The sequence below is a fragment of the Enterobacter cloacae complex sp. IR5418 genome, from assembly GCF_049238105.1.
Taxonomy (GTDB): domain Bacteria; phylum Pseudomonadota; class Gammaproteobacteria; order Enterobacterales; family Enterobacteriaceae; genus Enterobacter; species Enterobacter hormaechei.
In genome coordinates this window covers 1-26,256 of record NZ_JBMKHS010000042.1, presented here as the reverse complement: position 1 = coordinate 26,256, position 26,256 = coordinate 1, and the positions used below count along the sequence as shown (strand labels likewise).

At 51.0% G+C, this 26,256-nt stretch carries 26 protein-coding genes and 1 pseudogene; 14 read left to right on the top strand and 13 right to left on the bottom strand.

Annotation, left to right across the window (positions count from 1 at the left end):
- Both ACOTX7_RS21310 and ACOTX7_RS21305 read left to right on the top strand, forming a co-directional pair.
- The coding region (locus tag ACOTX7_RS21310; RefSeq protein ID WP_421626154.1) for a DUF6710 family protein at positions 1–210 on the top strand (210 nt) is incomplete at its 5' end.
- Positions 211–220: 10 nt separating this feature from the next.
- Entirely contained in the window at positions 221–1,024 is an 804-nt protein-coding gene (locus tag ACOTX7_RS21305; RefSeq protein WP_022650045.1) for a DUF4225 domain-containing protein, read from the top strand.
- Here ACOTX7_RS21305 and ACOTX7_RS21300 read toward each other — a convergent pair.
- On the bottom strand, positions 999–1,328 hold the full coding sequence (locus ACOTX7_RS21300; RefSeq protein ID WP_012477573.1) for a hypothetical protein: 330 nt from the start codon (positions 1,326–1,328) through the stop codon (positions 999–1,001). The two genes, ACOTX7_RS21305 and ACOTX7_RS21300, sit on opposite strands and share 26 nt — an antisense overlap.
- Positions 1,329–1,484: 156 nt before the next feature.
- Between ACOTX7_RS21300 and ACOTX7_RS21295 the strand changes: the two genes are divergently transcribed.
- Positions 1,485–2,156 carry an SOS response-associated peptidase gene (locus tag ACOTX7_RS21295; RefSeq protein WP_012477572.1) on the top strand — a complete coding sequence of 224 codons (672 nt, stop codon included), beginning with the start codon at positions 1,485–1,487 and terminating at the stop codon, positions 2,154–2,156.
- On the opposite strand, the gene ACOTX7_RS21290 is transcribed toward ACOTX7_RS21295, so the two are convergent.
- The 5 genes from ACOTX7_RS21290 to ACOTX7_RS21270 all read right to left on the bottom strand — a co-directional run bounded on the left by ACOTX7_RS21290 (position 2,123) and on the right by ACOTX7_RS21270 (position 7,117).
- Positions 2,123–2,620, bottom strand: coding sequence for a thermonuclease family protein (locus ACOTX7_RS21290; protein ID WP_022650044.1), 498 nt, complete (start codon positions 2,618–2,620; stop codon positions 2,123–2,125). The two genes, ACOTX7_RS21295 and ACOTX7_RS21290, sit on opposite strands and share 34 nt — an antisense overlap.
- Before the next feature lie 165 nt (positions 2,621–2,785).
- Entirely contained in the window at positions 2,786–4,807 is a 2,022-nt protein-coding gene (locus ACOTX7_RS21285; protein ID WP_012477570.1) for an acyltransferase family protein, read from the bottom strand.
- Between the two features lie 165 nt (positions 4,808–4,972).
- Entirely contained in the window at positions 4,973–5,626 is a 654-nt protein-coding gene (locus ACOTX7_RS21280; protein ID WP_012477569.1) for a DUF6884 domain-containing protein, read from the bottom strand.
- On the bottom strand, positions 5,623–6,843 hold the full coding sequence (locus ACOTX7_RS21275; protein WP_012477568.1) for a hypothetical protein: 1,221 nt from the start codon (positions 6,841–6,843) through the stop codon (positions 5,623–5,625). Before ACOTX7_RS21275 ends, ACOTX7_RS21280 begins: the two co-directional genes overlap by 4 nt.
- Positions 6,833–7,117, bottom strand: a complete 285-nt coding sequence (locus ACOTX7_RS21270) for a hypothetical protein (RefSeq protein ID WP_022650043.1) — start codon at positions 7,115–7,117, stop codon at positions 6,833–6,835. Before ACOTX7_RS21270 ends, ACOTX7_RS21275 begins: the two co-directional genes overlap by 11 nt.
- Before the next feature lie 315 nt (positions 7,118–7,432).
- Here ACOTX7_RS21270 and ACOTX7_RS21265 point away from each other — a divergent pair, with 315 nt between their 5' ends.
- Positions 7,433–10,552: a hypothetical protein gene (locus ACOTX7_RS21265; protein ID WP_012477567.1), complete on the top strand. Its 3,120-nt coding sequence runs from the start codon at positions 7,433–7,435 to the stop codon at positions 10,550–10,552.
- Positions 10,553–11,045: 493 nt separating this feature from the next.
- On the opposite strand, the gene ACOTX7_RS21260 is transcribed toward ACOTX7_RS21265, so the two are convergent.
- A complete protein-coding gene (locus tag ACOTX7_RS21260) occupies positions 11,046–11,498 on the bottom strand; it encodes a hypothetical protein (protein WP_004201034.1) in 453 nt (150 codons plus the stop codon).
- Positions 11,499–11,916: 418 nt separating this feature from the next.
- Here ACOTX7_RS21260 and ACOTX7_RS21255 point away from each other — a divergent pair.
- The 4 genes and pseudogenes from ACOTX7_RS21255 to ACOTX7_RS21240 form a co-directional block, all read left to right on the top strand.
- Positions 11,917–12,162: pseudogene (locus ACOTX7_RS21255) on the top strand (hypothetical protein); the annotation flags it as partial.
- A 143-nt stretch (positions 12,163–12,305) separates the two neighbouring features.
- On the top strand, positions 12,306–12,656 hold the full coding sequence (locus tag ACOTX7_RS21250) for a hypothetical protein (RefSeq protein WP_000493378.1): 351 nt from the start codon (positions 12,306–12,308) through the stop codon (positions 12,654–12,656).
- A 50-nt stretch (positions 12,657–12,706) separates the two neighbouring features.
- Entirely contained in the window at positions 12,707–13,450 is a 744-nt protein-coding gene (locus tag ACOTX7_RS21245; protein ID WP_000129823.1) for a hypothetical protein, read from the top strand.
- Positions 13,447–14,223: a site-specific integrase gene (locus tag ACOTX7_RS21240; RefSeq protein ID WP_000015958.1), complete on the top strand. Its 777-nt coding sequence runs from the start codon at positions 13,447–13,449 to the stop codon at positions 14,221–14,223. Before ACOTX7_RS21245 ends, ACOTX7_RS21240 begins: the two co-directional genes overlap by 4 nt.
- A gap of 57 nt (positions 14,224–14,280) precedes the next feature.
- On the opposite strand, the gene ACOTX7_RS21235 is transcribed toward ACOTX7_RS21240, so the two are convergent.
- Positions 14,281–14,538: a hypothetical protein gene (locus tag ACOTX7_RS21235; protein WP_000764642.1), complete on the bottom strand. Its 258-nt coding sequence runs from the start codon at positions 14,536–14,538 to the stop codon at positions 14,281–14,283.
- Positions 14,539–14,666: 128 nt separating this feature from the next.
- A complete protein-coding gene (locus tag ACOTX7_RS21230; RefSeq protein WP_032409716.1) occupies positions 14,667–14,771 on the bottom strand; it encodes a hypothetical protein in 105 nt (34 codons plus the stop codon).
- Between the two features lie 534 nt (positions 14,772–15,305).
- On the opposite strand from ACOTX7_RS21230, the gene ACOTX7_RS21225 reads away from it, so the two are divergent.
- Positions 15,306–16,172: a replication initiation protein gene (locus ACOTX7_RS21225; RefSeq protein WP_004118283.1), complete on the top strand. Its 867-nt coding sequence runs from the start codon at positions 15,306–15,308 to the stop codon at positions 16,170–16,172.
- Positions 16,173–16,882: 710 nt separating this feature from the next.
- Here the strand turns inward: ACOTX7_RS21225 and ACOTX7_RS21220 are convergent.
- The gene (locus tag ACOTX7_RS21220; protein ID WP_421626153.1) at positions 16,883–17,086 is read right to left on the bottom strand and encodes a hypothetical protein; all 204 of its coding nucleotides are present in this window, start codon (positions 17,084–17,086) and stop codon (positions 16,883–16,885) included.
- Between the two features lie 487 nt (positions 17,087–17,573).
- Here ACOTX7_RS21220 and ACOTX7_RS21215 point away from each other — a divergent pair, with 487 nt between their 5' ends.
- Positions 17,574–18,779: an AAA family ATPase gene (locus tag ACOTX7_RS21215; RefSeq protein ID WP_000368714.1), complete on the top strand. Its 1,206-nt coding sequence runs from the start codon at positions 17,574–17,576 to the stop codon at positions 18,777–18,779.
- Positions 18,779–19,753 carry a ParB family protein gene (locus tag ACOTX7_RS21210; protein ID WP_000064120.1) on the top strand — a complete coding sequence of 325 codons (975 nt, stop codon included), beginning with the start codon at positions 18,779–18,781 and terminating at the stop codon, positions 19,751–19,753. Before ACOTX7_RS21215 ends, ACOTX7_RS21210 begins: the two co-directional genes overlap by 1 nt.
- 81 nt (positions 19,754–19,834) lie before the next feature.
- Here ACOTX7_RS21210 and ACOTX7_RS21205 read toward each other — a convergent pair whose 3' ends face one another.
- The gene (locus ACOTX7_RS21205) at positions 19,835–21,106 is read right to left on the bottom strand and encodes a Y-family DNA polymerase (protein ID WP_004118291.1); all 1,272 of its coding nucleotides are present in this window, start codon (positions 21,104–21,106) and stop codon (positions 19,835–19,837) included.
- The gene (gene umuD / locus ACOTX7_RS21200) at positions 21,106–21,537 is read right to left on the bottom strand and encodes a translesion error-prone DNA polymerase V autoproteolytic subunit (RefSeq protein WP_000776034.1); all 432 of its coding nucleotides are present in this window, start codon (positions 21,535–21,537) and stop codon (positions 21,106–21,108) included. The genes ACOTX7_RS21205 and umuD overlap by 1 nt, the downstream gene beginning before the upstream one ends.
- A 405-nt stretch (positions 21,538–21,942) precedes the next feature.
- On the opposite strand from umuD, the gene ltrA reads away from it, so the two are divergent.
- The 3 genes from ltrA (at position 21,943) to ACOTX7_RS21185 (ending at position 25,776) form a co-directional block, all read left to right on the top strand.
- Complete coding sequence (ltrA, locus tag ACOTX7_RS21195) at positions 21,943–23,430, top strand: group II intron reverse transcriptase/maturase (protein ID WP_004178082.1); 1,488 nt, start codon at positions 21,943–21,945, stop codon at positions 23,428–23,430.
- 469 nt (positions 23,431–23,899) lie between these two features.
- On the top strand, positions 23,900–24,865 hold the full coding sequence (locus tag ACOTX7_RS21190; RefSeq protein WP_001776122.1) for an ArdC family protein: 966 nt from the start codon (positions 23,900–23,902) through the stop codon (positions 24,863–24,865).
- 479 nt (positions 24,866–25,344) lie between these two features.
- Positions 25,345–25,776 (top strand): hypothetical protein, encoded by a 432-nt coding sequence (locus ACOTX7_RS21185; RefSeq protein ID WP_001776120.1) that lies wholly within the window; start codon positions 25,345–25,347, stop codon positions 25,774–25,776.
- A 32-nt stretch (positions 25,777–25,808) separates the two neighbouring features.
- Here ACOTX7_RS21185 and ACOTX7_RS21180 read toward each other — a convergent pair.
- Positions 25,809–26,256: phospholipase D family protein (locus tag ACOTX7_RS21180; protein WP_421626152.1), on the bottom strand; the 448-nt coding region annotated here is incomplete at its 5' end.

Below are 26,256 nucleotides of genomic sequence, written 5' to 3'. Positions count from 1 at the left end.
TATTTTAACCCCTGTAGATGGCATCATTCGATGGCTGCCCCGAGGTTTTTCATGCTCTCGTGGGATATGTCTTTTCTTTTTGAGCGAATAAGTACCGACGGGCTCTACTGGTATGTTGACGGTAAGAAAACTGAAGACGTGAAGTCCTGGCGTGCAGCTGCAATATTTGAGGCAGGCAGGCTAATGACTTCTCGTCCTGACGACAGATAAGGAATATGTAATGGATATCGCGCTTTTTCCCGGTCAGAGCCGGCGCCAGTGGGCTGATACAATGATCAATCTGGAAGCCCGAAAGCTTGTTAATACCGCAAATACCGTCGCGGCCATGCACCTCAGTGATTCACTGACCCGTCTGAAATTTGTGGATGAAATCAGACAGGTTGTCATGCAACAGTTTGACGCGGCAAGGAGAGCAAGAAATGATGAAGAGTGCATTTCCTGCCTGAAGAACCTCAGGGCTGAAAATGAGTTTCTACTTGAACAGTCGCGTATGCTGAAAACCGGTTATGCCCGGATCTACGCTGAAATACAGTACGTAACAGAGCAGAATAAAATTGTCGGATACTTCATATCCGGCATTAAGGTCGTTCTGGCCGGCGTACAGGCTGTGTTTGGCGGTGTTATGATCGCCACCATGACACCAGCTGGAATGCTTGCCGGTGCCGTTCTGGTCGGTGATGCCCTTAATACGGTATCACGGGAAGCAGCCCGTCAGCTCCTGAATGAACCTGCTTCAGAGGGGATCCTGGCGGACGGCGCCATGTCCGTAGCGGAGTTTATGGGTTTCAGCCGCGATGTCGGGCTGGGGATTTTTAATGCAACCACGCTTGCAGCCAGCGTTTATGGTGTGTTTGGTCTGACCGGGAAAGCTGAGGCCTGGCGTCTTTTCCGTTATCTTCCCGGAGACTATTACCGCAAGGTGGAAACCATGTCTCCGGGCAAACTGACGATGAAGGTTCTGGGATGGGGGGTCAGTGCAAAGGTGGTACTGGAACTCCTTACCCGTGATGACCGGAGTCGCTGATATGTGATCTCATCAGCTTCCATGATTTATAGCCAAGTCTGACCGGCATCACCAGAAGCAACACAATCAGCAGAAAGACGACGGCAACCACGCAGGAGATAACATGGCTGGCGCTGCCAAAAATCGCGGTGAGCAGGGTGATGATGACCATCCCGCCGGAGATCCAGGCTACCGACAGGAAATAGCCGGCCAGATCCTTCAGCACCTTTTCCAGCGAGTCCCCCGTCGCCTGGTGACGTTTGATTCTCGCTATTTCCTTACTGGTAAATCCTGCCGCGATAAGTTCCTGGTTGTTCTCTGTCATTCACGTCTCCTTTAACCTGATAAAAAGAATACACTATTTAGACGTCCCGTTCCTTCCTGCTTTTGCCTTCCCTGTCCGGATCGTTGTGCCGTTGCCGTTAAACAATCCATGCTTCCCATTTTTCCTATACTTACCCTTTAACGGCAGGAAACGCTTATGTGTGGACGTTTTTCTCAGTCACAGACCCGCGCTGAATACCTGGCTTATCTGGCCGGTGAGGTTGATGCCGGGTTTTCTGCAGTACCGGAGCCTATCGGACGCTACAACGTGGCGCCGGGGACCCGGGTACTGTTGCTCAGTGAAAGCAATGATCAGCTGCAGCTCGAACCTGTTCTGTGGGGGTATTCCCCAGAGTGGTGGCACAAAGCGCCCCTGATTAATGCCCGTGTTGAAACCGCAGCTGAGGGACGTATGTTTCGTCCGCTGTGGGAACGCTGCCGCGCCGTTGTGTTTGCTGACGGGTGGTATGAATGGGTACGTCAGAGGAACAAAAAACAGCCGTATTTCATTTACCGCAGGGACGGTCAGCCCGTATTCATGGCTGCCATTGGCGCACGACCGTTTGGTCTGAGGGATGACGGGGAAGGCTTTGTTATTGTCACGGCAGCAGCGGACAAGGGGCTTATCGATATCCACGATCGTCGTCCTCTGGTGCTGACGCCGGATGCCGCGCGCGAATGGCTACGCGAAAGTCTCAGTGGTGACGAGGCGGGCAGGACGGCCAAACAGGGGGCGGTGCCTGCTGAGGCATTCACCTGGCATCCAGTTTCCCCTGCGGTCGGCAACGTGCGGAATCAGGGGGCGTCGCTAATTGAACCTCTCTCGTGATGCTTGCTTCGCCAGCGCCAGGGTTCTGTCTGTCCAGGGACTGACCAGAGACCTGTAGCCTGACGACGGGCTTCGTCTTCCAGTGTTGCGTAGTCGCTCCGGACAGGTTTTCCGTGATACCGATATGCCCAGGCCAGTCCCTTACGGATCTGTTCGGCATTCACATCCTTCGCGCCAAGCCACACCGTGCCAAGCAGCCGGCCGTAACGATCCTCATCCTCGCCAGTGACGGTAACGATGCGCTGTGTCACCATCGATGAGAGTTCCTGTCTGGAACGCTGGCCAAAGGGTTGGTTCTTTTCAGGCGCATCGATACCGGCAAGACGAACACGCTTCAGCTGGTTCCCCTCACCAAGAATCTCAACGGTATCCCCGTCGAGCACACGAACAATCCTGCCGTTAATATCCGCACTTACCGGATAAGTCACGATGAGCAAACTAATTATGTACAGTGTCCGAAACATGTCTATATCTCTGGTTTTTTTATATATTGAGTGTCTCATTTTGAGACGGCAAAGTATATCTCGATGACGTGAATAGTGGATGTGTCTTATAGAGAAGGACTGGTGCGTTAAAAAGGGCACAATGTGCCCTTTAAGTTACCATCAGATATTATAAGTACACCATATTCACTTTAATGGATTACCAAATTCATTTAGGTACAGCTGACCGAATTTATAGGAAGCATAGTCGGTAAGATGTCCCACGTCACGATAGACAGTTACGCCATCAATATTTGTAATGCATTTACCACTAATGCACTGTATTGATTTAGGATCAATAAAGGTCAGCGTTGGGAACTCAGCCTTCATTTTACTCATCAGTTGCGTGACTTTTTCCCCGTTGGTATTTGCCGGGTTTTGCATATCACATTCATTGATGTCAAATGGGCGTCGATGAATAACATGCTGATTTATACAGTTTTGATAGTTGCGTGGCATGTTCGCAATGGTGAACATGATTATTGGCTTTGAACCAGAATCTATGATAGTACGTATGGCTGTACGTAACGCCATTTCGTATCGACTGGCTGAGAGTGCCTCACTTCGCTCATCCTCATCTTTAGTGATTAACTGGGCAGAAAAATAATTTGACCACACATGCCCTAAAATAACATAGTCATAGTGATTTGATTTTATATTATCATAATATTTCTCAGCGTTATCATGACATTCTTCATATTTGACGCCTTTATATTTCCACCAGTCATACTGATAAATTCCCGGTAATGCCAGGCACGAAGACGTGGTGAGGGAGTACATTTTTATGCCAGCATTCTTAGCCAAGACATCATAAAAACCCCAGAAATGGTTAGCATTTGAATCGCCAATCAGAAAGGCTTTCTTCGAACCTTCATGGTCGCCGAACTGACAGTCCGTAAGGTCCTGGCTTCCACTAAGGCAGCCATCCCTCGATGCGGCATTCTCGGAAGCGGAATTCAACAGCTGTAACGAGTGATTGTATTCATCGCTGAAGCGCTGTGGCAAACCATTCGTTTTCACGGTTAATGTGTAAAGGCCCGTGCAGACCGTAAGGGGGAGCAATACAAGCAGGATCATACTCTTTGCAAATGACAGCTTAACCCGGCGGAAGCGCTCTTCAATACCGTGATAGGTAAGCACTGCCAGTCCTGCAGTTATCACCAGCGCAATGCACAGTGTCTTGCCGGACAGAGTGATCTCAAGATAATTGAACGCTGCAAATATGGGCCAGTGCCAGAGGTACAGAGAATAAGAAATTTTACCTGTGTAGTTTATCGGTGCTAATTGTAAAGTTCGATTTACGAATGTGTTCTGGTTTATCAGTAATATTGCTGAGGCAAGGCAAACAAGCAGTGTCCAGCTATTTGGATATGCCTCAACTGGTATGCTTAAACCTGAAGTACAGATAAGTACAGCGATAGCTACTACTGCCAGAGGATTAGTTATCCATCTGTTGGTTATCTGAATTCTGTCCTTTAATAAAGCTACGCTTCCACCAATCAGAAACTCAAAAGCGCGCATATTTAATGAGTAGTAATGCTGACTGGACGAGTACAGGCTGATAAGAATAACAATTATTGTTGCAGTTAAGGTAAGTAACAACCAGCCATAAAGGAACGGTTTATACGCAAATTTTCTTTTAAATTTACTGACAAGCAGTGTCAAAATGGTCGCGAAAAGCGCAAAGAAAAAATACCACTGCCATTCAATTGCTAAAGACCATGTATGCAAAAGCAGGAAGTAATCAGAGTCAGGAGATGCGTATGCTGCACTAAGCTTATCAAAATACTGGTTTGATAAGAAAAGAGTGGTGTATTTGGCACTTTTTGCGAATGCGGTGTAATCGTCAGGAATGTAGCAGTATGTCGCTACAATGATGGCGCCGAGAATTGTCACCAGCAGTGCAGGCTGCAATCGCCATAATCTGCCTTTTATAAAATTAGTTAGTGAGAATGTTCCTCTTTCAATTTCACTGATGACTTTTCCGGTAATCAGGAATCCTGATATGGTGAAAAATATATCAACACCAATAAAGCCCGAAGGGAAGTACGATAATCCTGCATGGAATAATATAACAAGCAGGACAGCGGCAGCGCGGAGACCGTCTATGTCTTGCCGGTAATTTTGTACTGCATAGCTTTTAGTATGATTATCTAAAACTAAATCCATTTTATAATGGCACCTTACATTTACATATTTATGGTTATTAAGATTGTGGTCAGTCTATCGGGAAGCAGAGCACGCAATATTTCCCTGATATCTTATGATATCGTTTCTCAGCTACGTATACCAAAAATAAGTCGTGAGTGTTTGTCTTACGTCTTGCCTGGATGCTTATTTACATACGTCGTTAACAAGTAACTGAGTGGCATAGCTGATATTGAGGCCAGTCATATTCGTGTTGAGCGCATTTATCATGTCTGCACTGGTATAAATGACGCTGCCCTTCAGGATTCCCTGGTAACCTTTTGACGTCACCACAACAAGCTGTTCCGGGGTACAGAGCGCCTCCCTTCCTGCATACAGATCTGAATCGACGGCACGCAGGTACACCGGAGAGGCGGCCACCACAAACCGATCGTCAGGCCTCGACTGCATCAGCGTCCTCAGGGAAGCATACCGTCGTTCAGCAGGCGGGCAAGCTGTCAGGCTTTCCCATAGTCTGCTGTGACTAAACGGCATCGAGGAGAACGTTGCCTCATAAGGGACCACCGGGTCTGATACGTGCAGCAGCCCCAGACCCGCTGAAATCACCCACAGCTCTGCGCCGGTACGTTTTGCAGCCGCAGCAGCCCTGCTCCAGTGCTGGCCCCTATACAGTTCACCTGCTGTTATGGCAGCGCCGTCGTTCCGCGCCCTGGCCAGCCTTTCCAGCCAGACTTCATAAGCATTTCCGGCGTCGTGTTCATATGGAAAGACGGTTTGACCGGCTGTTATGGTTTTGCGGCGCGTGCAGGTGACGATGAGATTGACGTTGCCTGTGCTCATGACGGCATCCCCGCGCTGTCATCGTTCCAGACGATAACCGTGGCCAGATGGTCCGCCACCTCCTGCCCCGTGTAACCGGCCAGGATCGTCAGCGCCCTGGAGCCTGCGTCACGGGAGAGCGGACTCCGGAACCCGAATCCGTCCGTCATCAGGAGCCACTGCAGACGGTCAGTCCAGCGCTCGCCGGGTTTACGGACCGGCGAAAACACAATCTCCGTCAGTTGTTCGCGGTTGCAGTACAGCTGTCGCCGTTCCAGCTCATCCAGCAGGCTGTTCAGTTCGCGCCGGTCAGCGTCTTCCTGACTCATCTGAGCCCAGCGGATGCGGTGCAGCCGCAGCTCCTGTGCCTGTCCCGACGTGAATCCGGCCCTGGCCAGCAGGGTGTCCAGAGCGGCGCCGGAATCTTCTTCATACCCGGCAGCCGTGAGCGGGAACGCCTCCGGGCTTTCGCGCAGAACGTGCAGCAGCCGCGCCGGTGCCGGCAGCGACCGGAGGGCTTCCTCAGGGCTCACCACGGCAAGGCGAATATCCTCAGTCAGACCGGTGATCCCCTGTGCCTGAAGCGCGACGTCCAGCTGGCGGTACCAGGTGCCGGTCAGGTCTTCCGGCTCGGTACCGATCAGCGTGCCCGCCTCCGGCGTGGTGCTCTCATTGATCTGCATCCGGACCGCAATACCCGCCCCGTGGCAGGCCTGGAGCCACTGCGCCACCTGAAGGGGATCGCCCGTCATACGCGTCACCTGCCCGGCCGTGTTCCACAGCTGGAGACAGGTGGTCCCGTCGAGGCGGATGACGTAGTCGCCCCGGCACGCCAGGTGCCAGATGCCGTCCAGCTCCACCGGCCGGTCGTGAGCCTCGTCTGCCTGGCCGGGCGGGATCAGGGGCAGAACCCGGACCGTTGTCGCGCGCTGCTCCGCCAGGACGCGCGCCTGTTCGTCAGCGAGAAGCGGGGCGGCCAGCGCACGGCCGGCGTCCGTCAGCTCGACGGCCAGCTGCAGGTTCGGGGCTCGCAGGGTGCGCAGCCAGCCCGCAGCTTCCATGCGCCGGCAGGAGGCGCGGAGATTCGGCCCGTACACCGGGGCGTCCCCGCCCTGCTCCAGCACCCGCTCAATATCCCGCGTGGCCACCGGTCCCGGACGTTTCGCACCGAGGGCGGCCAGCACAATCAGCACCCGCCGCTGTAGCGGCGATGGGCGGCGGTGTTTCTCAGCGGCCATCGGCAGGCGGCTCCTGGTTTTCGAGGATCAGTCCGGCCAGAAGCCGAAGCTGTCTGCGATCCTCCTCACAGTCGCGCCCCGGCGCCCTCATTGATAATGCCAGTGAATACCAGAGCGCAATGGCGCCGCTGCAACTCCCCCTGTCAAAGGCAGCCGTGGTGGAAGAGTCATCCCGGGAAGAACTGCTGTGCCGGCTGAGCACGCGAAGGATGCTTTTGATTTCGTCAAGCAATTCGTCATAGGTGAGATTCAGTGTCGGCCCGGTACTGGACATGCTGCGCTCCTGGAATAATGAGTAACAGATTGCGATAAAATCATATCACGTATGATTCATTTGATATTAAGTTAATATCATATCAGAAGTGATTTCATGAATAATGATAAATATCACACTTAGTATGATTTTATGTGAGTGATTCAATTATCATATCCTTTGCGTGTTTCCCGCCGCGCAGATCCGGTTTCTGGCTAAATCGGATAACAGGGAGACGAACTTTGCACGAAGGGCATCGGGTGACATTTTCCAGAGAAAAAAAGGTCACTACCGCTTATTATTCATAAAATTTCTTATGGAACACGCAGAATATCTATGTTTGGAAAACTTCTAAAAAGTCTCTCATGGCAGGTGAGAGCTGAACTCCGACGGAGCCTGAAGTCGAACCGGGATTACAAAAAACTACGCTGGAACCCGGTGGAGAGAATACTTGTTTCCTGCTCCACCCATTACGTCCGGGCTATGCTAATTCTATGGTCCGCAGCCTTCGGGGCTGTTGGCGTGGTCGAATATTTTCGCCCTGTATTGCAACCTTTCGCTGTGCAGCATTTTAAGGGCATTACCAAGCTTTCAGACTGGATGTCTAATTTACTGGGTAGCCAGTTGACTATAATCGGTATTGTTTTTCCGCTGGTTGTGGGGCTTATAAGTGTTTTGTTTCAAAAGAAATCAGCAAGGATCCATATTCAGTCCGCGTATCAACTTCATTCCGGATATATGTTTGCGGGCCTGAGTGGTCTTTTACTGGCTGCATTTATCGTGTTGGGCGGTATGACGTTATCTATAGGTGACGGATATCTTAATACTTCTTTCGCCGTAACAGCTTTTGTGTGGATGCTTTTCAATATTACTCTGTCTATCTGGTTCTTCGTCTCGAGTCTGAATGTCCTGGATGAGAGCAAGCGCGATCGACTAATGAATAAGTTTTTTTTGTCTCAGATAGTGGATGACTATATTCAAAAAGCATATATTCTTGCTTGGCTCCGATATCCGGGGGTAAATATAGGTGAGGATTACCTCGGTAATATTAAAATACTGCCTTACTCAATCTCAGAGAAAGACGACATGCTTCATGTCAAATCTAATATCAGTAAAGGTGATGTTGTTATAGATATTTATATAAGGCCACTTTTATTTCTGCTAAGAAGGCTAGAGGCGGTAGATGGGCAGGATGCGGAAATTATCATTTTGCCCTCCTTTGGTGTTCGTTCTGGTGAACTAACTTTATTGTCATCGAGAAATGTCAAGCCTGTTTCAGGATTGTGGCGGTGGTTATTTAGCCGTTGTATTGTAACAGGGCGCCCTAAGAACAAAAGGGATCTGGATGATATTACTTTTGATTTCTTTGGTGAGGCTTACGATGCGCTTAACGATAAAAATATTAGCGTCTTCAGAACAGGGATTGAACGATTAACAGATACCTATACCTCTATCAAAAGAAGTTATAACTACGGGGTTGATAAAAATTATCTGGATGAAGTAAAAGAATCAGGTTTTAGCCATACTTTCAGCGATTCATTCCATTATGAATTGAGAAAGTTTTTTCGTGAATCCGTAAAATCAACGGAATATTCAGGCGAATATTTCCGTGAATCGATGGCCATTCCATTGCATGTGTACAGAAAAACACAGAGCACTCATTTTACCGATTTCAGACAATTTTTACTCTCGCTTTTCAGAGTATGGCATGTGTTAAACGAGTGGAAAGCAGGACAGGGTGTCACCCTCTCGGCCAGCCAGGAGCAAACTCATCAAGAACTTGTACGCCATTTTATTGGCCTGTGGGAGGGCTGGAGTATGAGCTCGATCATTGGCAAACCAGGGAGCGAAGATTCTACTGGGCGCCTGATGTATCATCTGCATAACACCGCCAGGCTGCTTATTCCGTCAGTGGTTGCAGATAATGCTTCTTCCGTACGATATGCTCACGACGTTCTCTGTCTCTGGTTTAACCAGAGCCGGTTTCCACGGCACTGGGAGGAAGAGTACCACTGGCACAGTTTCTTCCTGACTCCGGATTATCTGTCTCTGGATGAAACAGACTCGCAGTGGGCAATGTTACTCAGGGGGCGTCCATATAAAAAAGATGCGGCCTTATCCATTATGTTTGCAAATGCCTTGTCTGATTTACGCCTGTTAATGGCAGGTTATCTCATTGCGCATTTTGAACCCCAAGAAAAGATAGATTTAGCTGATCTTGTTAACCATATCATTACGTCTGAATTATATGAAGAAAGAGACACTCATGATACGCTGACACCTGCGTTCAGACGTTCTGTCGATATCATTGATATGATACTGAGAATTGAGCACTGTAATCTTCATGCGAATACAAACTGGTACAGCGGGCTATCAGAAACCATTGAGGTTATGAACTCATATAATGAAAGGCCTTACATTCCGGGGCGTACGTATACAGGAGTACATGAGGATTTAGGGAGCCTCTACGGAGCATTTTCCTTGCTGGCTATAAAGCTCGCCAGACCTGCTGAGCAGGTTACGCAGCGTGCTAATGACGCCCTTGCGGGAGGGTTGTTTTCCTATTTCAGTAAAGTGAGAATAATTTCTGTTCTTGAACGGCTGAAACGTGATCCTTCAGTCCCTTATGAAGGCTATATCATTTCAGACGCGGATTATGCAACGAACGTGGTTTTCTTTAATGACGTTCTGGATAAATACATTGAGGTCTTCAGTCGCAGCAAAGTGGCAGATATCGTTGCTGCCGAAGTAGATCTTGAACGTCTCAGGAATACCGACACTCGTCTGACAAAAGAACTTCCTGGGGTATTGTCTGAAGATACTCTGCTTAACTACTTCACTTTTTCTCAAAATTCAGAATGCGATCGCAACTGGCTGGTGAGATACATTCCTGTGAGTGTTCCCAAAGATTATGTTGCCAGAGAACTTAATAGTAATTTCTACGGAGATTTTCCGTCTGTATCAGATGTTAGGACAAATATTTACCACAGACTGCATAATTTACTGTGGCAATCACAGGCTAAATTAACGATGAAGGTCAAAAACCTCGAAACACTGTTAATGAAAGTCGCGCAACGGTCCGCCGATCAGCAGTATTACATACTGGTGAGCTATGGTTCCCGCTTTAGCGAAGAACTGAGGGAACTGGTTTATCAGCCGGAAAGGCATGACGCGTTTAGCATACAGGTTGATGTTTCAGCCAGAGGTAGCCGCACTCTGCCCTTCAGGATCAATAACTGTCTTATTTACCTTGTCCTCAATTCCGAACAGGAATTTTCGGTTATGGTCAGCGCGGAATCCTTCGGTGAACTCAGGCTGTTCAGGTACCCGGATGGAACCCTTTTTAACACCTTCTACAGCAGTAGTGACAATCCACTTGAAGGCGTGATGACAACGCTCTGGGAAATGGAGATGGAAATCACTGGTCCACTGGTGGCCCGGTTTGAACATCGCTGAGCAAAATTAAGGTGACCCCGGATGGGGTCGCTGTTAAATTGCTTTGTTGTTAATAATTAATTCAAATTGCGATACTTATAGCAATAATCTACTCATAACAACAATTCACTGTTTTTTGTGCTTATTCTGCAATAATCGTTCTCTTCCACTCCTGAGATCCGAAAAAAGGTTGAGTCGGATCTTTGCCCGTGAATCTCTCGAGAGAGATGTATGGATAACTTCAAGATTGGACTTTTAGAATGGTTTTAGTGCAGGTTGACAGGCAGCTATGAGCGAGGAGCAGACATTCGCAACTGTAATCGCCATTGATAATGCTCTACTCACCCTCCCCTGTGTTAACCGACAGGGAGCAGGTCAAGACCTCGGGAGGGAGAGGTGGAATTTTATTGTTTGGTTGGTCGTTGATATCCTACACTGCGACCCGGATTATCAACGACCCGCCGAAAGATATGCTCGAAAACAGATGTAAAAAGCCTCCTGCTGGCTGCTTGTATTAAACTGTTTTTTCGATTCCCAGCATGCGCACCTCATGTTCCGACATCCAGTTATCCGTAGCCTCCGTATGCCCGTCTGATTCAGTAAACACGATAATTTCATGAGCGGGGTTGAGGCTCGCCTGATATTCAACAGATTTCAGCAGTTCAGGGCTTGGGAACATCAATAAATACACTGCTTCCGGCAGATAACTCTTATTCAGGGTTAGGGGCGAATATAAGCTCAATTTCCGTCCGTTAACGGAGATAACCTGATTTGACTTAAGTTTATTAACAACTTTTTTTTCAAAGATGCGTTCTAGTATTTGATCGCAGTGTGATTTGTTGTTCACGCACAGATAAACCTCACACTGATGGTGTTCGGCTCGGTCAATAGCATATTTTAAGATGCTTCCGTGCAGCCCGTTCATAAGCTCAGAAAACTCACGCTGCAATATCACCCGGTCAGTCATTTTAGTTCCTTTTGATGAATGAATTTCGCCATTTATTATATCGGTAACGCCCGGGTCAGCACAGTGCGGCTGGGCGTCAGAGTGCATGGTTCATGCATAATAGGCGTTTTACCTAATACTCGCAAAAAGGGAGCAAAAAAAACTGCCTCGCAGTGGTATTAATGCAAAGTACAATCGCTAGTGTCCGCTCCTGGCACAAAGCGGCCCTCAACAGCGTCCACACTGTCAGAGGTCAGGACGGATGTTCTTGCAGAAAAATGATGCGTTCCGTTTTGTGGCTGATTCGCCGTCAGGATGACTTGTCCACTCAGAGCAACAATCAGCACCTTTTCCTTCCAAAAAGACAACAATACACCATTCGCAACAATCCGCCACCTTTTGTGCTCATCATGCAATAATCCTTCTTCATTCCTCCTGAGATCCGAAAAAAGTAAGTTCCGGATCTGATTCAGCCCCGCCGGCGCGCAGCGGCCCGGAAACACAAGATGTAGCGGTGTTTCCAGCTGTCAGTGACCATATATGTTGTGCCCCTCCCCTGCCCCGTGACCGGCCGCTCACCACCCTGAAAGGGCGCTGTGGTTATTCCGTGTGCGTGGTACACTTCCGGAAACTGTGGAATAACATAAAAGTCGGATCCGGCCAGAGCGGCCGTCAGGTAATTTAATTACGTTGTTATATGGCTGCTTATTATTTTAGTATGTGAAAATCACTCTCGTGAAAGTCACTGTCGCGACAGAGTGGCACTCATCTGACGATGATTGAGGTGTGGTAAAATTGCACGGCTAACTATTCAACTGAGGAAAGGACATGTTTACTGCATTCAATGAGAGAAATGATTTCAGTTATGCTTTTGAAAAAATCCGTAATGCGATTTCCGCGCCAGGAGAAAATAATCTTTATGCTGCAACAGAATTAGGTCTTGGCATTCTGCTCCGTAAATACGAGCAGTTTCGCCAGGAACTGGATGCGGCCGGTGAGCTGGGAAACTGGGAATATGATCTCGATACCTACAATCACTGTATTGCGGTGCTGCAACGTTACTTCACCGGCAATCCATCCGGACTGACAGAACGTGATGCCCGGATTTACAGCCATTACCTGCAGACTGAGCACAAAAGGTTTGTGAAACTGGCTGAAGAGCTGGCTGCCGGCCGCTGACTACGGACAGAGGGCGGGATTTCTCAGGAATATAAAGGGGTAAATGATCAATGACTGATATACAGGCCGCAACTGAGAGTATAGTTGCTGCGACATCCCATCCGGTTTCCGTACAGCTGATTAATCAAGGGGCGGGGATCTGGGGAAACGTGGCAACCGGGCTTATCACTGGCCTGCTTACTGGGGGTATAACACTCACTGGCATCTGGCTGACACATTATTTCACGCTTAAGCGTGAGAGACAGGCGTCAGAAGATAAAATGAAAAAGGAACTGCATTACATTGCCACCGAGTTGGTATTCATGCTTGAACGGTATGCTGAGGGTTGTTTCCGGGTTGTGACGGATGACGGCCAGGATGATGATGCCCCCCAGCCTGAGAGAAAAGCTGTCACGAATTACCCTGAACTGAATCTGATCGATGTCTCCGGTGACTGGCGGACTTTAGAGCCACGTCTTATGTATCGCATCCGTGAACTGCCGGTGCTCCAGGATGAGGCCCACAGGGCAATTGCATATGCCGCCGAATACTCCGACCCTCCTTGGCATAAGGACTATTTCAGGGAACGGCAGTATCAGTTCACGCGCTTGGGCATCAACGCTGTCATTCTTGCCGTCCGTCTGCGCAAGGCAACCGGGATGCCCGAAACACGTCTTACAGGTCATGATGAATGGTCTGCAGTTTCCGTGTTTCGTAAAGTCTGGAGGCGCGAAAGAGCCCTGCGCGCTGCTGAAGCTACCCGCAACAGGGAGTGGAATCAATTAGTGATACCTGATGGAATGTCAAACCAATGAGCGGCCTCTTATCATATTCTCACCCGCAGCAGCCGGCGCAAATGCCGGTGGCCATTGACTATCCCGCCGCGCTGGCCCTGCGCCAGATGGCGCTCGTTCAAGATGAACTACCGAAATACCTGCTGGCACCGGAAGTCAGCGCCCTGCTCCATTATGTGCCCGATTTGCACCGCAAGATGCTGCTGGCAACCCTCTGGAACACCGGCGCACGTATCAACGAGGCGCTGGCGCTGACCCGGGGGGATTTTTCGCTGGTGCCACCGTATCCGTTCGTGCAGCTGGCCACGCTTAAGCAGCGCACCGAAAAAGCGGCCAGGACAGCCGGCCGAGCTCCCGCCGGTAGCCAGGCTCATCGTCTGGTTCCGCTTTCCGATCACCACTACGTCAGCCAGCTGCAGATGATGGTGGCCACCCTGAAAATTCCGCTGGAAAGACGCAACAAGCGTACCGGCAGAACAGAGAAAGCCCGCATCTGGGACATCACCGACCGGACAGTACGGACCTGGATTGGCGAAGCGGTTGAAGCGGCCGCCGTCGACGGGGTGACATTCTCGGTGCCGGTCACCCCGCATACGTTCCGCCACTCCTACGCGATGCATATGCTGTATGCCGGCATACCACTGAAGGTTTTGCAGAGCCTGATGGGCCACAAATCGATTAGCTCGACGGAAGTCTATACGAAGGTGTTCGCACTTGATGTTGCTGCGCGGCATCGAGTTCAGTTTCAGATGCCCGAAGCGGATGCGGTAGCCATGCTGAAAGGGAATATTTAAGTACTTAGGAGAATGATGCTGGCGAACGTCCTGCTCGCCGGGGAGGTCTGTCAGACGTTATCTGGACCAGCTGACGGGAATATCTGCTCTGTATTCCTCATACTGCTCATAGATCGCATGCTGAAGCATCGTAATACGTTCTGACAACCTGTTGGCGTCCGACATATGCCGCCATTCCCCCTCAATAGTGGTTTTCTGTCCATCCGGGAGATTGAGCGTGATCAATACCTTTGTATCACGAATAATCACCCCGTCAGTGAAAGAATTAAGACCACTCCTTACGGTATTATCTATCTGTATAGTTTCAAGTTTCATCTTGTTACCTCCTGTTGACCGGATCCCAAGCATAGATATCTGAATTCAAATTGCCTAGTGAAATGTCTGGATATGCCGCATTTTTCCCCTTATACAGCGAAGCTGGCCAAAGGCCAGCCCGCTTGGATTTATCGCTTTTGCCAGTAGATCAGCATGGCAAGGAACAGGATTGTTGCCCCCTGAGAAGCGGTCAGGAAAGTTTCCAGCAATGACATTATCGTAAAACTCCGCATTATTAATTTCAGGTGTGTGATTCAGGGGCCTTAGTCCCCCTTTTACAGGACGTAGTGTTCTGTCACGACGGAAGCCAGGGTTAATAAAAACGATTCGAATATGTCTGCAGGGACGATAGAAATCTTCGTGCGGGTTGTCTCGCTGTAGCCGGCTCTGGAGAGCGACTCGGGGGAGGAGTAGTATCTTCCGGCCACGGATATGATCGAGCCAGCAGTGCTCGCCGCAGTCGAGCGACAGGGCGAAGCCCCGAGTGAGCGAGGAAGCACCAGGGAACAAAACTTATAAATTCTGCTTACGCTCAATGCCTGAAAAATCACCTCTCCTCGGGGTTATCCACTTATCCACGGGCATATTTTTATAAAGTACTTTTTTATTCTTTTTCTTTATTTTACATCTTTTAGGGAGCCTGAAAGCCGCGTACAGTGCGGCCTGAGAGGGGGCCTGTATGGGCAACTGGTAAACATAATATGGGAAATTAATCACGTATCAGTGGGTTTTGTGTCAACAAGCTATGGGATACGCATCAACAAGCTATGGGAAAGAGGTCAAGTTCAGTTCTCAATTATCCACTTGTGGATAAAGTGCAGATTTTTCCGGTGGATAAGTATCGCGATAGCTTGCAATTTCTGTTTTCACTGTCATTATGGGTGGGTAAAAATTTACCCATAGGCATTGAAATGGATACTCAAGCACTCTTGCCAGCTACTAAAACGTTTAAAAAACGCGCCAGTATAAAGCAATCTAACGAATTGACCGAAGCTGCATATTACCTGCCTCTTCAGGCAAAACGTGTGCTGTGGTTATGCCTCATGCAGGCCTATTTTAATGACAGCCAGGAAGATGACTCTGACGTATTGCCGCTCTTCAAAATCAGCGTTTCCGATTACGTCAAATACTTCAATGTCGCTACGTCTGTCGCCAGTCGTGATGTGAAGGCTGGGGTAAATGCTCTGGGCGAATCAACGGTTACCTTTTATCCAAAAGAAGGTGAGTTTGAAGAAGTTAAACGTCCGTGGCTGGCTGAAGCAGGAATGAAGCGAGGCCGGGGTTCCTGGCAGATTGAATTTAACTACAAGGTCATGCCATTCCTGGTCGGCTTAACCTCCCAGTTCACTACCTATTCTCTCTATGACTGTGGCCAGCTTAATAGTGTTCGTGTCATCCGGCTTTATGAAAGCCTGTGTCAGTTCCGGAGCACTGGTGTCTGGATCACCACACATGACTGGTTATGTGAAAGGTTTATGCTCCCTGCCTCGCAGAAAAACAATATTGCTGAAATGAAGCGTACCTTCCTGGAACCTGCTCTGAAGAAAATTAATGAGAAGACGCCATTAAAGGTAACATATACCACTGAAGAAGATGGTCGCTTGCTGTTTAATTTTCTTGATAAAAAACAATAGTCTGTAATTTTTATTTCCTCCCCCCTTAGTTTGTTGCTGACATATGGGGGGATACTGAACTTGCTGTGTTTCCCATAGTGCTTGCCTAACTTGACCTGTTTCCCGCAATCGCGGCTGTCTGCGTAGTTGACCTGTTTCCCACAGTCCGGGCCGTCTGCGGAGTTGACCTGTTTCCCACAGTCCCGGTCGTCTGCAAAGTTGACCTGTTTCCCACAGTCCCGGTCGTCTGCAAAGTTGACCTGTTTCCCACAGTCCGGGCCGTACGCGGAGTTGACCTGTTTCCCACACTCCCGACCGTCCGAGAAGTTGACCTGTTTCCCATAGTCCGGGCCGTCCGAGAAGCTGACCTGTTTCCCATAGTCCGGGCCGTCCGCGAAGTTGACCTGTTTCCCACAGTCCGGGCCGTCTGCAGAGTTGACCTGTTTCCCACAGTCCGGGTCGTCGGATAAGTTGACCTGTTTCCCCTACTCGGGGCGGTCCGAGTAGCTGACCTGTTTCCCTTAGTCCGGGCCGTCCGCGAAGTTGACCTGTTCCCCACACTCCCGGCCGCCCGCGAAGTTGACCTGTTTCCCACAGTCCGGGCCGTCTGCAAAGTTGACCTGTTTCCCACAGTCCCGGCCGCCCGCGAAGTTGACCTGTTTCCCATAATCCGGGCCGTCCGCGAAGTTGACCTGTTTCCCAGAGTCCGGGCCGTCGGCGAAGTTGACCTGTTACCCACAGTCCGGGCCGCCGGCGAAGTTGACCTGTTTCCCACAGTCCCGGCCGACCGCGAAGTTGACCTGTTTCCCATACTCCGGGCCGTCCGCGAAGTTGACCTGTTCCCCACACTCCCGGCCGCCCGTGAAGTTGACCTGTTTCCCATAGTCCGGGCCGTCCGCGAAGTTGACCTGTTTCCCATAGTCCGGAGCGTCCATTAAAGTTGACCTGTTTCCCACAGTCCGGGCCGTCCGCGAAGTTGACCTGTTTCCCATAGTCCGGAGCGTCCATTAAAGTTGACCTGTTTCCCACAGAGGATGGAAAACTCTTCTTGTGCTGAGCGTAAGAGCTATCTGCCGGAACGGTTCCTCTTCGCTTCCTCGCCAGTTCGCTCGCTACGCTCGGTTACATGGCTGCGGCGAGCGCTGATACATAAGGCTCAGCATTGCACTGGTCGTAACTAAAATCAGAATCCTTCTGAATGACTCTCCTGTCTTGCAAGTTGAATACCTTTCTCAAAGCCCTTTTGTATGAGTTGCTGTTGATGGTCAAAAGTGCGTCTGCGTGTTGCTGCAGTGTGATTTAGTAGCACGCCCGTCGAGCTTCATCCCCCTTCTGTTGAGAGCGAAATCAAAACAATATGATTTTTTTCTTGCAACATGACACTTTTTGTTCAAAATGACAAAAAACGTCATGAGGTGATAAATGGACAATATTGAGCAGTTACGGAAAGTCGCTACACGTGCAGGTAAGCTTCTGACATCTTTGAGCGAAAGTATCCGACAGCAAAAAGAGGAATTGAAGCTTACCGAGTTCTATCAGGAATACAGCAAAGCCGCTCTGTATAAGCTGCCTAAGCTCAGTAAAGGCAGTGTTGAGTATGCTGTGTCCGAAATGGAAGCCGGTGGCTACATTTTTAAAAAGAAACCTTCTGGTAATACGATGAAATACGCGATGACGATTCAGAATGTCATCGATCTGTATAACCATCGTAAAGTACCGAAGTACAGGGATCGCTTCGATAAAGCCTTTACGATTTTTGTATGTAATCTTAAAGGTGGTGGTTCCAAGACAGTTTCTACCGCTTCATTATCACATGCTTTTCGAGCTCATCCTCAGCTTCTGTTCGAAGACCTGCGTATTCTGGCCATCGATTTCGATCCGCAGGCATCTCTGACAATGTTCCTGAGCCATGAGAATTCAGTGGGCTTGGTTGAAAATACGGCTGCTCAGGCCATGCTCCAGAACGTGTCTCGTGAAGAATTACTTTCCGATTTTATAGTACCGTCTATTATCCCTGGTGTTGATGTAATCCCCGCTTCCATTGACGATGCATTCCTTGCTGAAGGCTGGAAGGGATTGTGTGAAGAACATCTGCCAGGGAAAAATATTCATGCGGTGCTTAAAGAGAACATTATCGACAAGCTCCAGCATGACTACGACTTTATTTTCCTTGATAGTGGTCCTCACCTTGATGCGTTCCTGAAAAACTGCATTGGGGCGGCAGACCTGATGTTGACCCCTCTTCCACCGGCGACGGTTGATTTTCATTCTTCCCTGAAGTTTGTGGCCAGCCTCCCTGCCCTCATAGATTCCATCGAAATGGATGGGCACACCTGCAATCTCATCGGTAATGTCGGCTTCATGTCCAAGATCCTGAACAAGTCTGATCACAAAATTTGCCATAGTCAGGCCAAAGAGGTTTTCGGTGCCGATATGCTAGACATGGTTCTGCCAAGACTGGATGGTTTCGAACGTTGTGGGGAGACTTTTGACACAGTTATTTCAGCAAATCCAGCAACCTATGATGGAAGTACAGAGGCACTAAAAAGCGCAAAATCAGCAGCGGAAGACTTTGCGAAGGCAGTCTTTGATCGCATCGAGTTCATTCGTACTAACGGAGGTATGTGATGTCGAATGAGAAAAGAAAAACCATCGGCAGACAGTTAAATACTCAGGCGTCAATGCTCGAAATGGCTGACACCGGTAGAAGTCAGGTATTTACCTTAAAAACCGGCAGGAAGGTAACGTTCAGGTTTGTTCGGGTGCCTGCATCTGAAGTTGAAAGTAAGACCTTCGTAAACCAGGAAAACAATGGAAGAGATCAACTTGCACTGACCAGGGAGTCTCTGAAATCCATTATCCAGACGATTAAGTTTCAGCAGTTCTTTCCCTGTATTGGTATTAAGCAAAGTGAAAGGATTGAGATACTGGATGGTTCAAGACGGCGAGCCTCAGCAATTTTTGTCCGTACAGGCCTTGATGTAATGGTTACCGAAGAACATTTATCAGCTGATGAAGCTCGCCAACTGGCTAAAGATATCCAGACAGCTAAAGAACATAATCTTCGGGAGATTGGTCTGAGATTGATCGCTCTTAAAGAGTCCGGATTTAATCAAAAGGAAATTGCTGAACTGGAGGGATTATCTCAGGCTAAAGTTACCAGGGCGCTGCAGGCGGCGGCCGTACCGCAAGACTTAATTTCTCTGTTCCCGGTTCAGTCGGAGCTATCGTTTAGTGATTATAAACTTCTTTTAGAAGTTAATGAAAAACTCGGTGAAAAGGGATTAACGCCTGAAGAACTCATTCAGTCTGTATCAGCTCAGCTCGATGCAATTTTGAGTGATGGCGAGCGACCAGAAGACGAACAGAAAGCCAGTATTCTGAAGCTGATTTCTCAGGCATCTCAGGCATTGATAGATCCATCTCCCAAGGAAAAGTCAGTGGTTTCCCCACTCTGGTCTTTTGAAGAAAAGGACAAGTTCGCGCGTAAGCGTGTGAAAGGGCGCACGCTGACTTATGAGTTTAGCCGTATGTCAAAAGTGATTCAGGATGAACTGGACAAGGCTATCAACGAAGTCCTTGACAGAAATTTGAGTCAATAATTTCGCCATGGCGATTTCACATCTAACTTATTGTAATTAGGCAGTTTAGGTTGAGAATTTCACGGTGAAATCGCCATGGTTTCACGCCAGTTTCGCTGCAGGAATATCTGACCATCGTGTCGTATAAGCAGGAGAAAGCATCTCCCGTTTCATCTGCCATTCCGGGGCCATACCCCGCCCCGCAAACCATACTTTACCCAGCCCTGAGTTGTTGATCCCGTCCAGAACCCTCATCAGCTCAGCACTGTGAGGGCGTGGCGGGCGTTCGTCGAACAGTTGCAGCTGCGAAACTCCGGAGCCGGTGAAGTCATTCAGCATAACTCCGGCTTTGGCATACCGGTGCCCATCCCTCCAGATACGCTCCAGAGCCGTTGTAGCGGCTGCAATGATGTCCCTGGTGTCCTGAGTGGGTGTAAGAAGTTTTTCCGTAGCCACGTTGCCGTAGTAAGGCTCTTTAATGGCGAACGGAGACGTTTTGATGAAAACGGAAATATGCCGGCAATACTGGTGCTCTTTACGCAGTTTTTCAGAGGCCCGCTCTGCGTGCTGACAGATAGCCTGACGGAGTGACTCGTACTCCGTGATCTTCACGCCAAAACTGCGGCTGCAGACAATTTGCTGTTTCGTCGGAGGGGCTTCCTCAAGCGAAAGGCAGCTTTCCCCGTTCAGTTCCCGTACCGTTCGCTCAAGGACGACAGAAAAATTTTTGCGGATGAAGGCCGGGTTCGTCAGAGCCAGATCGAGCGCGGTTTTTATGCCCAGCACATTTAGCTTGCGTGCAATACGGTTACCCACCCCCCAGATTTCTTCAACCGGCTGCAGTGAAAGCAGTTTCCGCGTCCTTTGCGGATTTCCCCTGGTCAGAGCGAGTACGCCATGAAACTGTTTCCACTCTTTTGAGGCCCACTGGGCTGATTTTGCGAGGGTTTTCGTTGGTCCGGCGCCCACGCCAATGGTCAGGCGGGTACAGTCATACACCTGCTGACGCAGCTGCCGGGCGAAGTCCTCAAGCCCCATACAGTGCTCCACGCCGGTCAGGTCGAGGAACATCTCATCAATTGAATACTGTTCCACCCTGGGGGCCAGTTCCTCCAGGCAGTTCATCACGCGCGCCGATATCGAGGCGTAAAGTTCATAATTACTTGAAAACGCATATATTTTTTCCGGGTATCTTTCGTTTTTTATCTGAAACCACGGAGTTCCCATTTTGATCCAGGGCTTCGCCTCGGCACTGCGAGCGATTACATTCCCGTCGTTGTTGCTCAGGACGACTATCGGCTTTCCTTTCAAATCCGGGCGGAAAACACGTTCACAGCTGGCATAGAAGCTGTTCACATCGGCCAGGGCAAACATCAGTACATCTCCCTCGGGCGGTGGATGATATGCGTGACGACGCCAAAGATATCCAGCTCGTCGGGATCAGGATAAATCGGCGACCAGGAGGCATTCATGGGCTGCAGCGTCAGTCGCGGCGTCAGCAGAAGCCGTTTCACCGTAAACTCCCCCTGCATGCTGGCGACAACGATATCGCCGTGCCGCGGCTTTTCAGCACTGTCCACAACCAGCAGATCGCCATTGTACAGACTGCCGTCGGCCATGCTGTCTCCGCTGGCACGCAGGTAGTACGTCGCGCTCGGATGCCGTATGCAGTAATCATGGAGATCCAGATCGGACTCGACATAGTCAGCAGCAGGGCTGGGAAAACCGCAGCTGGCCAGATCGGCAAACAATGGATGGGCCTGTGGCGGGAGTTCTTTCCCGGTGCTGAAAAGTTGTAGTTTCATCTTTCCTCCTGACACTCTAATTTTACTGGTTATACATACAGTGTGCGCCGGGAGACCGGTAGAGATCAAGGGGTGAAAGTCCCCGACCATTGAAGGACCAGCAATCCACAAGGTCCCCGAGTCATGCGTTGCATACCGCGAGGTATGGGGCGAAGCGTTGACAGGGGTGTTGACAGGCCAGCCATTGAGCCACGAAATGTATATTAAATTACCGGGTGCCGACGTTGTACTGTTAACGGAAGGCAACATCATAGGGTGCGATACTGCGAGTGCCACATGGACCCGGCGGGGTCTGAGACCCTGGCATGTCAATACGATCTCTACGCGGGAACCGGGAGATCTCCCCTCTGACCATCTGCCAGTGTCGGAGATGGCCCGCACCGGGAAGACGAGGAGTCATAGCCGGTGATGTACGGAGAGGAGAAGTCGGACTCGCTCATAGTAGCGGCGAAGCAGGCGAACAACCCGAAAGGAGCGGAGTCAGTGGAGCGAAGGAGCGGGGCCAAGGGGAACGCGGAACAGCCACACATGCGCCGGACACAGAGCCGGGAAAGCATGTCACAGAGGCTGTCACGCGTGCGGGAAGCTGCGAAGCAGCGGAAGAAAGAACGGTTTACAGCATTGTTCCACCTGCTGACAGTCGAAGCACTGGAAGCCGCATTCCTCTCCCTGAGCAGGAAAGCGGCCGCCGGAGTGGATGGCATCAGGTGGATGGACTACGCCGGAAACATGAAGAACAACATAACAGATCTGCACCGGAGGCTACATCAGGGCAGCTACAGGGCGCAGCCCGGCAGGCGTCACTACATCCCAAAAGCGGATGGAAAACAACGCCCGCTCGGCATCGCCTCGCTGGAGGACAAGATCGTCCAGTATGCGCTGGTGAAAATCCTGAACGCAGTCTATGAAAACGACTTTATGGGGTTCTCATACGGGTTCAGACCCGGGCGAAGCCAGCACGATGCACTGGACGCACTGGCCACAGGGCTGGTACGCACTAACGTAAACTGGGTACTGGATGCCGACATCAGTCAGTTCTTTGACAGGGTGAGCCACGAATGGCTGATCAGGTTCACAGAGCATCGGATCGGCGACCGGAGGGTAATCAGGCTCATACGTAAGTGGCTCACAGCCGGGACGTCGGAGGAGGGTCAATGGCGAGCAACGGAGGAAGGCACCCCACAGGGTGCGGTCATCTCACCGCTGCTGGCAAACATATACCTCCACTACGTCTTCGATCTGTGGGCGCATCAGTGGCGACGTCGCTATGCCACAGGCAATGTGGTAATGGTCAGATACGCCGATGACATCGTCATCGGGTTCGACAAACGATACGATGCCCGGCGCTTCCGTATAGCCATGCAGCGCAGACTGAGGGAGTTCGGACTCACGGTTCACCCGGAGAAAACCCGTCTGATGGAGTTCGGCCGCTTCGCTGCCGAAAACCGTGCCATCAGGGGAAAAGGCAAACCAGAAACGTTCAACTTCCTCGGGTTCACGCACATCAGCGGGAAAGATCGCAACGGCAGGTTCATGCTGATACGAAAGACCCGCCGGGATCGGATGACGGCAACTCTGAAAGCCATCAAAGACGGTCTGCGAAGGCGCTGGCATTACTCAATCCCCGAACAGGGAAAATGGCTCAGGAGAGTGGTTCAGGGATACCTGAACTATCACTCGGTACCGGGCAACTTCCCCACCATGCAGAAGTTCAGGACACACGTAACAAACCTCTGGCGCCGGGCGCTCAGGCGCAGGAGCCAGAAGGATGATACGACCTGGACGAAAGCAAACAAACTGGCAGCCGCATGGCTACCAAGGGTTCGGGTTCTTCATCCATGGCCTGTGGAGCGGTTCACCGCCAGACACCCGAGGCAGGAGCCCGGTGCGTAAATCGCGCACGCCGGGATCTGTGCGGGGGGTATCCGGTAACGGGTATCCCTACCGCGACATAAAGGGCGGTGAAATTTCTGCAAGTGATGGGGGAGTGCCGGTCAGAACGTCCCCGAAAACAAACCGCCCCCGGATTCAGGAAGGGCGAACTGACCGGCTGCGGCAGTGTAACACCGCACACCACAAAGGCAGCACTGACGTCGTCAGTGCTTTTTTTACCTGTCCTCCGGACGCTGAAGGGCGATTTCACCCGTGCAGCTAAAGGGGCGGTAAGTCCGGGTGTGCACATCGTCATTTTCTCCTGTGATGCCTTTCTCCTGCGTATCAGCTTCCGGTAATCGTCCCCCGTCACAACCTGGTCAGCAAGGGTAAATGGCACGCTGCGCGCCCTTGCAGACCAGAACGACTCCGGGCAGGCCGAACCGTCAGGCGATACGAAGACGAAATTCACACTGACGGAGAAACAGCCATGACGATGAACCTGCACACTCAGACAACCGCCCCTAAAGCTTCACAGGCGACCAGCGTATCCCCGCTGGAGCAGTCAGGCTCCTCAAAAACGAAATTTTCCAGGGGCAAAAGCAAAGCCCGTGCTGGCGCAGTCAAAACAGACCTTTACCAGACCGTAACGGACAGCATCATTGCAGCCCTGGAAAGCGGCGTTAAACCGTGGGTGTGCCCGTGGGTTCGCAACGGCGCAGCGGCGGGATTACCGGCCAACTTCAGCACCGGCACGGCATACAGCGGAATTAATATCATGCTGCTGTGGTGTAGTGCGGCAAAACAGGGTTTTCAGGACGAGCGCTGGCTGACCTACAAACAGGCGCAGGAGCTGGGCGGCCAGGTTCGTAAAGGTGAACACGGCACGACGGCCATCTTTTACAAGACTCTGGAGAAAGAGGACGAGGACGGGGAAATCGAAAAAATCCCGATGCTGAAAGCCTTTACCGTGTTTAACGTGGAGCAAATCGACGGCCTGAGCATCGAGAGCGTGCCGCAGCCGGTTGCCGGTTTCGATCCGCTGCCGCAGGCGGAAGCACTCATGACCCGGAGCGGGGCAAAAATCACCGAGCAGGGCGTAAAGGCGTTCTATCGTCCGGCCACCGATGAAATCGTCCTGCCAGAGCGGTTCCGCTTCGCGGACGCGGCGAACTTCTACGCCACCGGCCTGCATGAGCTGGTTCACTGGACGGGGGCAGCGTCCCGCCTCAATCGTGAAAAAGGCAATAAGTTTGGCTCTGAGGCGTATGCGTTTGAGGAACTGATCGCCGAGCTGGGCAGCGCGTTTCTGATGGCGGATTTGGGAATTACGGGAGAGGTGCAGCATGAAAGCTATATCGCGTCCTGGCTGAAAGCCCTGAAGGGAGACAAGCGCTACATCTTTAAAGCGGCGGCAGCGGCCTCAAAAGCGCACCGCTGGCTGATGGACTGCTGACAGCTGGAGCCCTGCGGTGCAGGGCTTCAGAATTTTTGAAAGAGAGAGAATCAGGGAGGGAATTATATAAGTCACTGTTTTTTATAATTCTGTAACGCGGCCGGCATCAGCTGCAGGACGTCCTGCAGCTGATGCCGGCACGGGAAAAAAAACAGGACAGATTCAAAAAAAATGAACCCTTTTTCAGGCGGCAGCCGTTACGTATCTGGGATACGTAACGGCGCGATGTCTTACGTAAAAAATGACGTAACGGCTTTCGCCGCCGCAGCTAAAGGGGCGGTAAGTCCGGGTGTGCACATCGTCATTTTCTCCTGTGATGCCTTTCTCCTGCGTATCAGCTTCCGGTAATCGTCCCCCGTCACAACCTGGTCAGCAAGGGTAAATGGCACGCTGCGCGCCCTTGCTGACCAGAACGACTCCGGGCAGGCCGAACCGTCAGGCGATACGAAGACGAAATTCACACTGACGGAGAAACGACCATGACGATGAACCTGCACACCCCGACAACCGCCCCTAAAGCTGCACCGGCGACCAGCGTATCCCCGCTGGAGCAGTCAGGCTCCCCAAAAACGAAATTTCCTGAAATCAAAACCGTCAAAACGGCGGTGGTTAAACTGATCAGCGACATCGAGGGCAACCTCGATCAGCGTCTGGCATATCGCGAGGCCGTAGAGGGATTGTGCCAGGAGGCGGCCAACCGGATAACCCAGTGCATGCATTCACGCAGTACAGGGCAGACGCTACGTGATCTCCGCGAGCTGCTGTCGGTGACGCTGGACACCATTATCGTGGTGGAGTTTGAAGGGGAGCAGACCCGTCTCAACTATGGCGGACGTTCAGCAGAAGACGTGATCGCCATGCTGAAAGCGCTGCATCTTGAAGGGCGCAAAGCCTGGCTGGAAGTGGAGTAAAAAAAAAAGCCCCGTCCGCAGACGGGGCTGATTCAGTACAGGGCATTCAGCGGGGTGCCCTCATCCCACAGGCGGTTAAATTCTCGCTGGTACGTCTCCGCCAGCTGCGGCGCATCCTCGATCAGCAGCACGTTTTCCGCGTTGCGTGAAACGGCGCTTGCCGTGTAGTTAAACGACCCGGTCTGGACGTTTTTGCCGTCGATCACCATAAACTTGTTGTGCATGATGGCGTAACGGCCGTTAAGGTGCACCGGCACGCCCTGGTTTATCAGATACGTCACGGCGGTGTAGCGGTCGCTGTTCGCCTTTTCGTCGGCCACCACGCGCACGGCCACGCCGCGCCGGTTAGCACCGGCGAGCGCCGTCGCGACCGGCTTACTGGTGAAGCTGTAGGCCGCGACGTCAATGCTCTGCCTGGCGTTGTTTATGGCGCCGAGCACGATTTCAAGAGCAGGGCGCCCGTCAGACGGCGAAAAACCC

Bases quoted from the DNA above. Each gene is read 5' to 3' on its own strand.
- ACOTX7_RS21305 (WP_022650045.1), top strand. From the start codon at position 221: ATGGATATCGCGCTTTTTCCCGGTCAGAGCCGGCGCCAGTGGGCTGAT.
- ACOTX7_RS21300 (WP_012477573.1), bottom strand. From the start codon at position 1,328: ATGACAGAGAACAACCAGGAACTTATCGCGGCAGGATTTACCAGTAAG.
- ACOTX7_RS21295 (WP_012477572.1), top strand. From the start codon at position 1,485: ATGTGTGGACGTTTTTCTCAGTCACAGACCCGCGCTGAATACCTGGCT.
- ACOTX7_RS21290 (WP_022650044.1), bottom strand. From the start codon at position 2,620: ATGTTTCGGACACTGTACATAATTAGTTTGCTCATCGTGACTTATCCG.
- ACOTX7_RS21285 (WP_012477570.1), bottom strand. From the start codon at position 4,807: ATGGATTTAGTTTTAGATAATCATACTAAAAGCTATGCAGTACAAAAT.
- ACOTX7_RS21280 (WP_012477569.1), bottom strand. From the start codon at position 5,626: ATGAGCACAGGCAACGTCAATCTCATCGTCACCTGCACGCGCCGCAAA.
- ACOTX7_RS21275 (WP_012477568.1), bottom strand. From the start codon at position 6,843: ATGGCCGCTGAGAAACACCGCCGCCCATCGCCGCTACAGCGGCGGGTG.
- ACOTX7_RS21270 (WP_022650043.1), bottom strand. From the start codon at position 7,117: ATGTCCAGTACCGGGCCGACACTGAATCTCACCTATGACGAATTGCTT.
- ACOTX7_RS21265 (WP_012477567.1), top strand. From the start codon at position 7,433: ATGTTTGGAAAACTTCTAAAAAGTCTCTCATGGCAGGTGAGAGCTGAA.
- ACOTX7_RS21260 (WP_004201034.1), bottom strand. From the start codon at position 11,498: ATGACTGACCGGGTGATATTGCAGCGTGAGTTTTCTGAGCTTATGAAC.
- ACOTX7_RS21250 (WP_000493378.1), top strand. From the start codon at position 12,306: ATGTTTACTGCATTCAATGAGAGAAATGATTTCAGTTATGCTTTTGAA.
- ACOTX7_RS21245 (WP_000129823.1), top strand. From the start codon at position 12,707: ATGACTGATATACAGGCCGCAACTGAGAGTATAGTTGCTGCGACATCC.
- ACOTX7_RS21240 (WP_000015958.1), top strand. From the start codon at position 13,447: ATGAGCGGCCTCTTATCATATTCTCACCCGCAGCAGCCGGCGCAAATG.
- ACOTX7_RS21235 (WP_000764642.1), bottom strand. From the start codon at position 14,538: ATGAAACTTGAAACTATACAGATAGATAATACCGTAAGGAGTGGTCTT.
- ACOTX7_RS21230 (WP_032409716.1), bottom strand. From the start codon at position 14,771: ATGCGGAGTTTTACGATAATGTCATTGCTGGAAACTTTCCTGACCGCT.
- ACOTX7_RS21225 (WP_004118283.1), top strand. From the start codon at position 15,306: ATGGGAAAGAGGTCAAGTTCAGTTCTCAATTATCCACTTGTGGATAAA.
- ACOTX7_RS21220 (WP_421626153.1), bottom strand. From the start codon at position 17,086: ATGGACGCTCCGGACTATGGGAAACAGGTCAACTTCGCGGACGGCCCG.
- ACOTX7_RS21215 (WP_000368714.1), top strand. From the start codon at position 17,574: ATGGACAATATTGAGCAGTTACGGAAAGTCGCTACACGTGCAGGTAAG.
- ACOTX7_RS21210 (WP_000064120.1), top strand. From the start codon at position 18,779: ATGTCGAATGAGAAAAGAAAAACCATCGGCAGACAGTTAAATACTCAG.
- ACOTX7_RS21205 (WP_004118291.1), bottom strand. From the start codon at position 21,106: ATGTTTGCCCTGGCCGATGTGAACAGCTTCTATGCCAGCTGTGAACGT.
- umuD (WP_000776034.1), bottom strand. From the start codon at position 21,537: ATGAAACTACAACTTTTCAGCACCGGGAAAGAACTCCCGCCACAGGCC.
- ACOTX7_RS21190 (WP_001776122.1), top strand. From the start codon at position 23,900: ATGACGATGAACCTGCACACTCAGACAACCGCCCCTAAAGCTTCACAG.
- ACOTX7_RS21185 (WP_001776120.1), top strand. From the start codon at position 25,345: ATGACGATGAACCTGCACACCCCGACAACCGCCCCTAAAGCTGCACCG.